This is a genomic window from Streptomyces sp. TRM68367 (genome assembly GCF_014495685.1).
In the GTDB taxonomy this organism is placed as follows: Bacteria; Actinomycetota; Actinomycetes; order Streptomycetales; family Streptomycetaceae; genus Streptomyces.
Window position 1 is genome coordinate 37,721 of sequence record NZ_JACTVI010000041.1, and the last position, 11,867, is coordinate 49,587.

8 protein-coding genes and 1 tRNA gene are annotated in these 11,867 nt (G+C 71.9%); 6 read left to right on the plus strand and 3 right to left on the minus strand.

Annotation, left to right across the window (positions count from 1 at the left end):
* Both H8R17_RS24645 and H8R17_RS24650 read left to right on the plus strand, forming a co-directional pair.
* Window positions 1-2,664 (plus strand): hypothetical protein, encoded by a 2,664-nt coding sequence (locus H8R17_RS24645; RefSeq protein ID WP_223125427.1) that lies wholly within the window; start codon window positions 1-3, stop codon window positions 2,662-2,664.
* A 53-nt stretch (window positions 2,665-2,717) separates the two neighbouring features.
* Window positions 2,718-3,797, plus strand: coding sequence for a glycoside hydrolase family 88 protein (locus H8R17_RS24650; RefSeq protein ID WP_187825389.1), 1,080 nt, complete (start codon window positions 2,718-2,720; stop codon window positions 3,795-3,797).
* 383 nt (window positions 3,798-4,180) lie between these two features.
* Here H8R17_RS24650 and H8R17_RS24655 read toward each other — a convergent pair whose 3' ends face one another.
* Together H8R17_RS24655 and H8R17_RS24660 are read right to left on the minus strand one after the other, a co-directional pair.
* Window positions 4,181-6,244 (minus strand): DEAD/DEAH box helicase, encoded by a 2,064-nt coding sequence (locus H8R17_RS24655; RefSeq protein WP_187825390.1) that lies wholly within the window; start codon window positions 6,242-6,244, stop codon window positions 4,181-4,183.
* A 273-nt stretch (window positions 6,245-6,517) separates the two neighbouring features.
* Window positions 6,518-7,075, minus strand: a complete 558-nt coding sequence (locus tag H8R17_RS24660) for a hypothetical protein (RefSeq protein ID WP_187825391.1) — start codon at window positions 7,073-7,075, stop codon at window positions 6,518-6,520.
* Between the two features lie 119 nt (window positions 7,076-7,194).
* On the opposite strand from H8R17_RS24660, the gene H8R17_RS24665 reads away from it, so the two are divergent.
* The 4 genes from H8R17_RS24665 (at window position 7,195) to H8R17_RS24680 (ending at window position 9,910) form a co-directional block, all read left to right on the plus strand.
* Complete coding sequence (locus H8R17_RS24665) at window positions 7,195-7,473, plus strand: hypothetical protein (protein ID WP_187825392.1); 279 nt, start codon at window positions 7,195-7,197, stop codon at window positions 7,471-7,473.
* Between the two features lie 123 nt (window positions 7,474-7,596).
* On the plus strand, window positions 7,597-7,947 hold the full coding sequence (locus tag H8R17_RS24670) for a metallopeptidase family protein (protein WP_187825393.1): 351 nt from the start codon (window positions 7,597-7,599) through the stop codon (window positions 7,945-7,947).
* Window positions 7,948-8,115: 168 nt separating this feature from the next.
* Entirely contained in the window at window positions 8,116-9,726 is a 1,611-nt protein-coding gene (locus H8R17_RS24675) for a metallophosphoesterase (protein WP_187825394.1), read from the plus strand.
* Between the two features lie 108 nt (window positions 9,727-9,834).
* A tRNA-Glu gene (locus H8R17_RS24680) sits at window positions 9,835-9,910 on the plus strand.
* A 43-nt stretch (window positions 9,911-9,953) separates the two neighbouring features.
* On the opposite strand, the gene H8R17_RS24685 is transcribed toward H8R17_RS24680, so the two are convergent.
* The gene (locus tag H8R17_RS24685; protein ID WP_187825395.1) at window positions 9,954-11,843 is read right to left on the minus strand and encodes a hypothetical protein; all 1,890 of its coding nucleotides are present in this window, start codon (window positions 11,841-11,843) and stop codon (window positions 9,954-9,956) included.
* Between the last annotated feature and the right edge of the window lie 24 nt (window positions 11,844-11,867).

Below are 11,867 nucleotides of genomic sequence, written 5' to 3' on the forward strand. Positions count from 1 at the left end.
GTGGAGAGCAGCGTGGAGAGCGGCAAGGGCCGCACCGTGCATGCCCTGGACGAGCGTGGGACCGTACGGGACTGGCTGATCAGCCCGGCCTGGAGCGAACCCGCCGACGATCTGGGCAAGCATCTCGCCGCGGAAGGAGATCCCTGGGGCGAGCGGGGCCGGTGGCGGCTGACCAACGGGCCCGATGTCACCCCGCTCAAGGAGGAGCTCCACCGGAACCGGCCGCTGCGCCGCGATCCGGTACCGGGCCCCGTCGTCGAGGGCGGCGACATCCGGTACACCGGCCCCGGCGGCACCCGGCACTCCGGGCGGTGGCAGCGGGTGCACACCGCGGCCGACGGTCTGGTCGACTGGAGCGAGTTCTGCTTCACCCCCGAGTACCGGGTCGCCCTCGCGACCTGCGTGCTGGAGGTCGACCAGGCGGAGTGGCGAACCCTGCGGCTGGCCACCACCGGCCCGTTCCTGCTGTTCGTGGGCGGTGAACTGCGCGGCGAGTCCGGCACGGTCACCTACATGGAACCCGCCGAGCACGAGATCCGTCTCTGGCTGCCGTCCGGCACCACGACCGTCGTGGTCGCCTCCTGGCAGGTGGCGTTCCGCGAGGTCCGGCAGATCGTACGGCTGCGCGTCGACGGACTGCCGGTCCGGGTGGTGGTGCCCAGCGAGGGCGCCTGCGAGTACACCTCCGCCGTCGCCGAGCACGTACTCGACGCGGTGGGCACCACCCGCTGGGGCACGACCGACGGCGAGATCCCGCTCACCGGACCCGACGGCGCCGCGCTGCGGGTTCAGTGGGCGGGCCGGACCCGGCGGATCCGGCTCACCGGCGGCCGGGCGGTGCTACGGCTGGACGAGGCGGTGGAGGGGGACGAGACGGAGGAGGCGGAAGCCGGGAACGACGTGGGCAGCGCCTCGATGCTGTCCACCGGCGCCTCCATGCTGCGCGTCTCGGTGGACGACGACCGGGCCCCGGTGTTCCGGGAGTTCCCGGTCGCCGTACTGCCCGGCGCGTACCGGGCGGCCCCCGAAGGCGATCTGTCCGACCGGCGCGCCGAGTTCCTGCGGCACGCCGCGCGGGCCGACGGAACCGGGGGCGAGCTCGTGCGCGCCCTCACCGACCCGCACCACACGGTCAGCGGGTCCGCGCTGACCCGCGCCCTGTGGATGATCGACAACCGCGCCGACTGCGCCGACTTCGAAGCCGTCGGCCTGTTCCATCTGTGGCGGCGGATACCCGCCGACCGCTGGGAACCCGGCCTGCGCGACCGGGTGCGCACCGCGCTCCTCGGCTTCAAGTACTGGATCGACCAGCCCGGCCTCGACGCCATGTGCTACTTCACCGAGAACCACCAGTTCGTCTGGCACACCGCCGAACTGCTGTGGGGCACCGAACTGGCCGACGGCACCTTCGGCAACACCGGCTGGACCGGCGCCACGCACGCCACGCACGCCCGCGGCCTGGCGATCGAGTGGATGCGCCGCAAACTGGCCGGCGGGTTCAGCGAGTTCGACTCCAACGCCTACCTCGCCATCGACCTGCTCGCACTCGTGTCGCTGGTGGAGTTCACCGAGGACCGCGAGGTGGCAGAGCTGGCGGCCGGCGTCGCCGACCGGGTGCTGTTCAGCCTGGCGGCCAACTCCTGGCGCGGCATCCACGGCTGCGCCCACGGCCGCAGTTACGTGTCGACACTGCGCTCGTCCCGGCTCGAGGAGACCGCCCCGATCATGTGGGTGTGCTTCGGTACCGGCGCCCTCAACGACGCGGTGCTGCCGGCCGCGGTGGTCGCCACGGCGGACCGCTACCGGATGCCGGAGGTCGTCCGCGAGGCCGCGCAGGACCTGCCGGAGCGCTGGTGGGGCCGGCAGAACTACCGCGGCGACTACCGCCTCGCCCATGACCTCCTGTCCCGTCCGTACGGATCCGACCTCACCGTCTACAAGACCCCCGACGCGATGCTCTCCTGCGTGAACGACTACCGCCCGGGCCTGCCGGGCCTTCAGGAGCACATCTGGGGCGCCACCCTGGGCCCCGAGACACAGGTCTTCGTCACCCACGCGCCCAACGCCTCCGTCTCCCCGTCGGCGCGGCCCAACTCCTGGGCGGGCAACCGGATCCTGCCCCGGGCCCGGCAGCACGAGGGCACGGTCCTGGCGCTGTACCGGATCCCCGCCGACGACGTCATGACGTACACGCACGCCTGGTTCCCGCTGGCCGAGTTCGACGAGTGGCTGCGGCACGGCGTGTGGATCGCCGGGCGCAAGGGGGACGGCTATGTCGCCCTGGCGACCGAAGGCGGTGCCGAGCCGGTGACCGCGGGCCCGGACGCGTGGCAGGAGCTGCGGCCGGCCGGACCCGGTACCGCCTGGGTGTGCACAGTGGGGCGACGCACCGTGCACGGGGAGCTCGGCGACTTCGTCCGTACGCTCGACGCCCCCGACTTCGGACCGGACCGCGTCGCGTTCCGTACGGCCGAAGGCACCGAGCTGTCCCTGGACTGGGCCGGGCCGTTCACCGTCGACGGGCGGCCCGCCGATCTCGCCGCCGACGGCAGCGTCGCGACCCCGCCGCAGCTCGCCAACCCGTACGCGCAGCTGGAGTCCGGAGCGACCTCGCTGGCGATCGGCCCGCATGTCATCGACCTCCGGAAGGGGCGCCCCCTCTAACCAGCGGAACAACCGGTATAAACGGCGGAATGAAAGGTGGACGCGGTCTCGACGTGAGCCAGGCGGCCCTGGCCGAACCGCCCTTGATGCCTGCCTACCGGTCCGACCTGACGCCCGGCCTGCTCGCGGCGACCGCCGAGCGGATCGCCGCGCGGGCGGTGGGAATGGGGCTGCGCCAGTGGTTCTGGGGCGAGGGCGTGGTGCTCCAGGGCATGCTGCGCCTCGCCGAGGCCATCGGCCGGCCGCCGCATCCCTTCGCGGCCGAGTTCATCGACGGCCATCTGCAGGGCGGCATCGAGCTCGGCCACGTCAACGATCTGGCGCCGGGCGCGGCCTGCGCCGATCTGTACGCGATGACGGGCGAGCAGCGCTACAAGGACGGCTGCGAGCGGCTGCTGCGGTGGCTGCGCCGTGACGGCGCCCTCACCCGCCACCCGGGCGGCGCGATCGAGCACTGGCCCGGCGGGGTCCGGGCGGACACGGTGTTCATGGCCGGAACGTTCCTGATCCACTGCGGCGTGCACACCGGCCGCTCCGAGCTGATCGCCGAGGCGGGCGAGCAGATCCTCGCCCACGCCGGGATCCTGCAGCACCCGCAGACCGGGCTGTACGCCCACGGCTCGCACCAGGGCAGCACCATCTGGTGCCACTGGGGCCGGGCCAACGCCTGGGCGGCCCTGGCCTCCGTGGAGTACCTCGAGGCCGACCGGCGTCACGGCGGGACGAACGAGCGGGTCCGCGGCATCCTGCGCCGCCAGCTCCTCGCACTCGCCGCCCACCAGCCCGCGCACGGCGTCTGGGACGTCCTGGTCGACGGCCAGCCGGAGAACAGGGGCATCCTCGAGACCTCGGCCACGGCCGGCATCGCCGCCGCCATGTTCCGCGCCGCCGCACTCGGCATCGAGCCCGGCCGGCTGCGGGCCGCGGCCTGGCGCGCCCTCGCCGGCCTGCACGCGTACGTGGCGCCCGACGGCACCCTCACCCGCACCAGCGCCGGCACCATCCTGCAGCTCATTCCCTTCGGCTATTCGGTCATCCGCAACGACATGATCCAGCCCTGGGGACAGGGCCTGGCTCTGCACGCCTACGCAGCCGCGCTCAACGACCGGGCGCGGCCCGGGCAATCGGCGTAATCCGCATCACGGAGGTTTCCCATGGCGATCGGGCACCCCACGGAAAGAACCCGCCCACGAGGCCTCGTTCTGCCGGACCGTTGCTGGTCGATCATCCGACGAACGTGCTACGGGGGGCTTATAGCGGTGAGCATGCGGGCGAGCTTCCATGGCCGACGGCCCCAGGCTGCGAGCTTCCCTCCAAGAAGCGGTTTCCCTGTTCCCTGTCGTCCGATGAACACCAGCATGAGAGCGGCGGGATCGGCAGAGATGCGGGCGTCAACGTCACGTGCGCACCCCGCGTCGAGCCTCAACAAACCACGGTCGAAGACAAACAAACGGCCCTGGCGCCGCCGGGTGCCCGTACGAATCGGGCACCCGGCGGCGGGGTTCAGAGGGCGGCGTCAGCCGTTGCGCTTCCAGCGGGGCTTGTCGTCGCGGCGGCCGAAGGAGCCGCCGGTGCCGCGGTGGTCGTCGCGGCGGCCGTACGGGCGGTCGTGGGCGCCGGCGCGGTAGCCGGGGCGGTCGCCCTGACGGTCGCGGTTGAAGGGGCGGTCGCTGCCCCGGTGGCCGGTGCGGTCGTCGCGGCGGAAGCCGCCACGGTCACGGCGGTCGCGGTCACGGTTGACGCCGGTCCGGTCGTCGCGGCGCTCGAAGGAACGGCCGCCACGGTCACGGTCGTACGAAGAACGGTCCCGGTCACGGTCGAACGAGCGGCCGCCGCGGTCGTCGCGACGGAACCCGCCACGGTCGCCTCGGTCACCGCGGTCGTCCCGGCGGAAGCCACGGTCGCCGCGGTCGCTTCGGTCGCCTCGGTCGTCGCGGTCGTCGCGGCGGAAGCCGCCACGGTCACGGTCACGGTCGCGGTTGACGCCGCCCCGGTCGTCGCGACGCTCGAAGGAACGGCCGCCACGGTCACGGTCGTACGGGCGGCCGCCGCGGTCGTCGCGGTCGGCGGGCGCGTCCTGGCGCTCCGGTGCCGACGGCTGGGCGTCGGTCTGTGCTGCCTGCTCCTTTGCCGTCTCGGCCTGCGGCTCCGGCTGGGACTCGGCCGCCCGGGCCAGGGCCTCCGCCGGGTCCTCGCCGCGCTCGCGGGCGGCGCGGGCGAGGAGGCGGTCGGCCTCGTCGCGCAGTTCGGCCGCGCGGCGCTGCGCACGCTCCAGCTGCTTGGTGAGCTGGGTGACCTCGCGCTCGGCCTGCTGGGCGGAGTTGCCCACCGACTCGGCCTGGACCTCGGTCATCGAGCGGGCGCCGGTGATCTCGGCGACCTCGGGGTCGAAGGCCGCGCCGCCCTGGATGATGTGGCGCGAGGCGTCGACGCCGGCGTCCTCCATCAGGCGGAAGATCTGGCGGCGCTGGTGCGGGAGGGACAGGGATACTACGGTGCCGGTGCGCCCGGCGCGTGCCGTACGGCCCGCCCGGTGCAGGTAGTCCTTGTGGTCGCCGGCCGGGTCGACGTTCAGGACCAGGTCGATGCCGTCGACATGGATGCCGCGGGCGGCGACGTCGGTGGCGACCAGGACGTTCACGTACCCGTCCTTGAAGTCGGCCAGCGTGCGGGTGCGCGCGCCCTGGGTCATGCCGCCGTGCAGCGCCTCGGCCTTCGCCCCGGCGTCGCGCAGCTGCTCGGCGACGCGGTCGGCGCCGAGCTGGGTGCGGACGAAGATGATGGTGCGGCCCTTGCGGGAGGCGATGGCCGCGGTGACCGGCGCCTTGTCCTTGGGCTTCACGATGAGGACGTGGTGCGACATGGTCGTCACCGCGCCCTGGGCGGCGTCCACCTCGTGGCTGACCGGGTCGTTCAGGTACCGGTCGACGAGGGTCTTGATCTCGTTCTCCATCGTCGCGGAGAAGAGCATGCGCTGGCCGCCGGCGGGCACCTGGTCGAGCAGTTCCGTCACCTCGGGCATGAAGCCCAGGTCGGACATCTGGTCGGCCTCGTCGAGGACGGCGATCCGCACGTCCTCCAGGGAGCAGGCGCCGCGGTTGATGACGTCGCGCAGGCGGCCGGGCGTGGCGACGAGGATATCGACGCCGCGCTCCAGGGCGTAGATCTGGTTACCCATCGACGTGCCGCCGCAGACGACCTTCATCTTCAGGCCGAGGACGTCGCCGTACGGCTGTAGCGCGTCGGCGACCTGCATGGCGAGCTCACGGGTCGGGGTGAGAATGACGGCCCGGGGCCGCTTCTTCTGCGTGTGGCCCCCGGCCAGCGTGGCCAGTGCCGGCAGGCCGAAGGAGAGGGTCTTGCCGGAGCCGGTGCGGCCGCGGCCGAGGATGTCCTTGCCGGCCAGGGCGTCCGGGATGGTCGCGGCCTGGATCGGGAAGGGGACCGTCACGCCGTTCTGCGCGAGCTTGCGGACGACGCTCTCGGGCAGGCCGAGGTCCGAGAAGGTGACCTCGGGGGCCTGGGGGGTCTCGTCGGCGCCCTCGGACACGACGGCGTGATCAGTACTGGTGATGGACATGCGAATGCGAAACCTTCCGGAGTCTCAAGTCGGCACGCGCCCGTCAACTCCGTGATTCGCGATTCGCAATACGACCGCCTCTATGCGGTCCACCACGGCAAAGGAGAGTACGCGCCACACGGCGCGCTCTGCGATGGCGCCGGGCAAGATGGGATCAAACGATCTGCCACCATACGCACCCAGGCCCCCCATGAGCAAACCGAGCCGCGTCTTCGCAGGCCGCGCAGCTCTCCCGCCGCCCGGTAGGGACTCGCACACCCCCCGTCGCCCTCCCTACGCCCGCTCCCCAGCCTCCGGTACCGGCGCCCGTTGGGCCAGTTGGGGTTGCGGGGGTTCGTGGGCCGAGGAGGACGGCTCGGGGGTCGGGGTGGGGGTCGGGGAGGCCGGTGGTTCCTTCGTGGGGATCGGGTCTGGGTCGGGGGTGCGGGTGGGCGCCGGTGGGGTCGTGCGCGGGGGAGCCGGGCGGTCGGGCCTGTCCGGTCCGGGGTCGGCCGGTGCCGGGCCGGTCTCCGCGGCGGACGGCTGCGCCGAGGGCACCCCGGACTCCGTCGGTCCGCCCTTGTCCTTGCCCTTCTTCCCCTTGCCGTCCTCGTCCCCGTCCTTGCCCTTGCCGTGCCGGTGCTCGCCGCCGGCCCCGGCCGCCCCGTACCCGGAACCGCCGCCGGACACCGCCGACCCGCCGTCGGGCGCCTTGCCGCCCTCGGATCCGGCGGAGTGCGACGGCCTGGCACGCCCGCCTCCGTCGTCGTCACCCACGCTCATGCAGCCGGCGGCAGCGGCGACGGCCATGACCGTGGCGGCCAGACGGACGGGTACGTACAAGGGACGCACGGGAGCCACCTCCGAGGGCGGATGGAGAAGTCAACCTGCCCAACTCCCTTCGCCCACAAGAAGACACGCGCGCCCCGCACGGTCCGGCAAGCGGGCTGCCCAAATAGGAGACATTCACCATGTTCGGCGACGACAGGGTCCACGTGGAACTGCTGACAGCCAAGGTCACTGTGACGCACCAAGATGGCCGCGTACGGCAGCGAGGCACGGGCCTTGATCACTGCGGCGATCAACTCTCGGGTAATCCGCGTGCAACGGGGTGCGGGCTCTCCTCCGGCCCGCAGAGCAACCCGGACGACGCCCAGAACTGGGCACTCAAGCACACCGGACGCAACCCCGGTCATGATCTGTTCCGACGCGAGTACACCGACCACGCCCGCGTGACCCGAGCCGAGTAGAGCCCCGGTTCGCGACGGTGAGCGACAGGGCTCAGCCGCACCGGCCCCGTCCGTGCCGTCCCGCGGCACATGGGCGGGGCCACTGCGTACACGCATTCACCGCCCTTCCCCGACAATGGCCGTGTGCTGGAGATGACCCGCGAAGCATTCGAAGAGCTCGTGAGCGAAGCCCTTGACCAGATCCCCGCGGAGCTGACACGGGTAATGGACAACGTGGCCGTCTTCGTCGAGGACGAGCCACCCGCCGATGACCCGGAGCTACTGGGCCTCTACGAAGGGACACCGCTCACGGAGCGTGGCGAGTGGTACGCCGGAGTGCTCCCGGACCGGATCACGATCTACAGGGGCCCCACGTTGCGCTTTTGCGAGACACCGGAGGATGTGGTGCACGAGGTGGCCACGACCGTCATCCATGAGGTTGCTCACCACTTCGGCATCGAGGACGAACGGCTCCACGAACTGGGCTGGGGCTGAGGCTCCCGCCTCCCTGAACGTCCTCCCTACTGGCCACCGGGACACGCCCCTGTCACCCCGCCCGGCGGCGTACGGGAGGTGCGGGCGCAGGACGACCGCGCGGCGCATTCCCCGCCTGTCACCCCGTCCGCCCGGCATACCACCCCGGGACTTGGGCATACGGGACCAATGGCCCGCGTCCCCATCGCTGTCATGAAGGTCCTGAGTGCCCTGAGCGTCCGAGGAGGACTGAGCCGGCTTCGCGGAGCACCGCGTGCCCTCGCCCGCCAGTACCGCTCGCGGCAGGCCCCGACAACCGTCGAACTCGTCCCCCAAGCGCACCCCTGGGGCCGCACCCTCGGCCTGGTCGCCGTGGTGCTGCTGGGCGCCTGGTTGGGACTGCTGATCGTGGGCAACGTACGGGTCCCGGTCGGCCCTATGGACACGACGATGACGCTGCGCCCCTCGATCTCCGGCGGCACGAAGATCAACGTCTCTCCGCTGGGCGCCCTCCAGCTGGACAGCCACAACGCCCCGGTCCGCCTGGACGTGAACGTCGACCAGCTCGACCCGGTCCGCTCCCAGGCCCTCGTCGACCACCCCGAGCGCTTCTCCGGCCTGCAGGACGAGGTCACCCAGGACATCGGGCACGGCGCCCTCGACCTGGCCGTACGCTCCTGCGTCGCCGTCGTCGCGGGCGCCACCGCCCTCGGTCTCGCGGTCTACCGCCGCCCCCGCCGCGCCCTCGCCGCCGGCGGCCTCGCCCTGTCCCTGCTGGCCGCCTCGGGCGGGACGGCGTACGCCACCTGGAACCCCGACTCTGTCCTGGAGCCGAAGTTCTCCGGACTGCTCAGCTCCGCGCCCTCCCTGGTCGGCAACGCGCGCAGCATCGTCACCGAATTCAACGTTTATCAGGAGGAGTTGGCGCGACTGGTGACGAATGTGACCAAGCTGTACGACGCCACCTCCACGCTTCCCGCGTACGCCCCGGACCCGTCCACGATCCGCGTCCTGCACGTCTCCGACATCCACCTCAACCCGGCGAGCTGGAAGATCATCGCCTCGCTCGTCGACCAGTACGACGTCAATGTGATCGTCGACTCCGGCGACACGATGGACCACGGCACGGCCGCCGAGAACGGCTTCCTGGACCCGATCGAGGATCTGGGCGCCCCGTACGTGTGGGTGCGCGGCAACCATGACTCGATGATCACCCAGCGCTATCTGGAGGGCCTGAAGAACGTGCACGTCCTGGACGACGGCCGGGCCCAGACGATCGCGGGACTGCGCTTCGCGGGCATCGGCGACCCGCAGTTCACCCCGGACCGCTCGAAGACGGTCGGCGCCGAGCAGTCGCAGGAGCTGGCCGGCGCCCGCCTGGCCTCGGCCCTGCGCGACCAGCGCACCGCCGGCCGGCCGGTGGACGTGGCCATCGCGCACGAGCCGCCGGCGGCGCGCGAGGTGGACGGCGAGGTGCCGCTGGTACTCGCCGGGCATGTGCACCACGAGAAGACGGAGGTCATGAAGTTCGGCACCCGGCTGCGCATCGAGGGCTCCACGGGCGGCAGCGGGCTGCGTGCGGTCGAGGGCAAGTACCCGGACCCGATCGAGGCGTCGGTCCTCTACTTCGACCGGGACACCCGCCGCCTCCAGGCCTGGGACGCGATCGAACTGGGCGGCCTGGGCAAGTCGACGGCCGAGGTGAGCCGCCATCTGCCCGAGGAGAACCAGCCGGGGGCGTCACCGTCGCCGAGTCCGACGCCCAGCCCGTCCCCCAGCCCGGCGACGAGCGCTCCCTGAGCGAGCCGGCCGGACGCTGCCCGGCCAAACCGTTTTGGCGATCCTTCCCGCCATCACCTATGCTTCTCACGTCCCCGACGCGCTGAGCAGCGCCCCGGTGGGCCGATAGCCCTCATCGTCTAGCGGCCTAGGACGCCGCCCTTTCAAGGCGGTAGCACGGGTTCGAATCCCGTTGGGGGCACCATCCCTTCTGCTTTGTTGCAGGTCAGCGCACCAGCCAGGCGGCCTCACAGAAGGTCGCGGTAGCGCGAGAGGAACTCGGCTCGCTGCTCGGGGGACAGCCGCATCAGCGCGTCGCGTATGGACGACGGCAGATGAGACAGCTCATAGTCCTCGACCCGGGACGACGGACTGAGCGGATTCGACGACCTGAGTCCGGACGAGAATGACAGTCGGTCGTTCCCGTAGATGCTTTCCGCGTAGCGGAACCCGGTGAGGTTCTTCGTGATGAGCTTGCGCGTCTTCCCCTTCCTGGCCACGGTCAAGGCGGATTCGAGCAGCCGGATGCTCCGCCGTTTGGGCGCCGCGACATCGGGGACGAGGGCCACGGCGCAGTTGTTGAGCAGCACTGCGGTCTGATCGCTGAGCCGGGACGCGGCGAACCGGATCTTCCACGCCTTGCACTCGCGCAGCTCCCTGACCCGCCGCAGCACGCGGTCCTCGATCTCCGCGGCGGCGCGGTCCGGCTTGTTCGTGCGCAGTAGTTCCTGCGCCCGCTTGAGGCCGGTCAGGGTGGCATCGAGCGCCGCGGTGTACGGCCCGAGGCGGGTGTGGTCGTTGAGCCGGCGGCGGTTCTTCCTGATGAGCTTGCGCGCCTGCCTGGTCTCCGCCAGCTTCGCGGCCTCGTCGAGCAGCTCGAAGCTCTCCTGCGCGGGCGAGGGCGCGGTGCCGGGAGACAGTGCGATGGCGCAGTTGTTGAGCAGGACCGCCGTCGCGTCGGCGAGCTTGGCCGCGTTCTCCCGCTTTTCCCTGTCCTCGCTGCCCCGCAGCTCGGTGAGCCTCGGCAGTACGTGACTCTTCAGCTCGGCGACGGCTCGCTCGGCCTTGTTGTCGTCCAGGAGCGTGCGGACCTTCTCCATCGACTTCACGACCGAGCCGAGCACCAGGTACTTCCGGTTGCCGGTGACGATCCTGCGGGTCTCGTCCGTCTCGGCCAGCGCCAGTGCCAGTTCGAGCAGCCGGGCGTCCTCCCCCGCGGGGAGCGAGGTGCCGGAGCCGGTGGACATGGCGCAGTTGTTGAGCAGCAGCGCCGTGCGGTCGCTCAGCTTGTTGACGGTGCGCCGTACGCCGACGGCGTCGAAGGCGCGCAGCCTGGTCAGCTGCGGCACGATCTCCTTCTCCACGGTCGACACCGCCTGGACGGTGTGCTCGGTGTGCTGCTCGCGGGCGCGGTCCAGGGCGAGCTGCACGGAGTCCAGCTCCGGTCGCAGCTGCTGCTCGACGGCCTCGCCCAGCAGCGGCTCGCCGGCCCACGACCAGACGCCGAAGAGTCCGATCATCCGCTGCGGCGCCGCCGCCTTGGCGGCGAGCACCGCGATGGGCGCGACCAGGGTGCGGCGGACCTCGCCTTCGAGCACGGGCAGCGCCGAGGGGTCCAGGCGGCGGTCGTCGAGTGCGGTGATGCGGTGCCGAAGGTGGCCCCAGAAGCCGGGGTGGTCGAGTGCTCCCCGCCAGCCTTCGGCGGCCGCGCCCCAGCTGTTCTCCCCCTCGGCGGGTGCCGCGCGGCCGGACAGTTCCTCGTCCAGGGCCCGGGCGTGGGCCCGTACGGCCGCGTCGTGCGCCCGGTGCAGCACGGGGTCGCAGCCGCAGGCCCCGTCCGGGGTGTCCCAGAGCCAGAACAGCTCGTCGACGATCCGGCGCTGCGGATGGTCGATGATGTCGAACGCGGCACCGTACTGCTCCACGCTCCGCCGGCCGGGCACGGGAAGCTCACCCGCGGCGGGGACGTCCGCCCCGGCGCGGGCGGCGGTGGTGATGTGCTGCTTCTGCTGACGGATCGTCCGGCGCGGCGCCATGGTGGAGATCCCGGTCACTCTGAAGGCGTTGCGCTGATAGAGCTCGGGGACGGTGAGCTCGCGAAGGCGCTCCATGGCCACCGGTGCGGTGCCGTTCGACAAGGCGTCCTCCCAGGTTCTGCGAGG

Coding starts and splice junctions, on each gene's coding strand:
- H8R17_RS24675 (WP_187825394.1), top strand. CDS start 8,116: ATGGCCCGCGTCCCCATCGCTGTCATGAAGGTCCTGAGTGCCCTGAGC.
- H8R17_RS24655 (WP_187825390.1), bottom strand. CDS start 6,244: ATGTCCATCACCAGTACTGATCACGCCGTCGTGTCCGAGGGCGCCGAC.
- H8R17_RS24665 (WP_187825392.1), top strand. CDS start 7,195: ATGTTCGGCGACGACAGGGTCCACGTGGAACTGCTGACAGCCAAGGTC.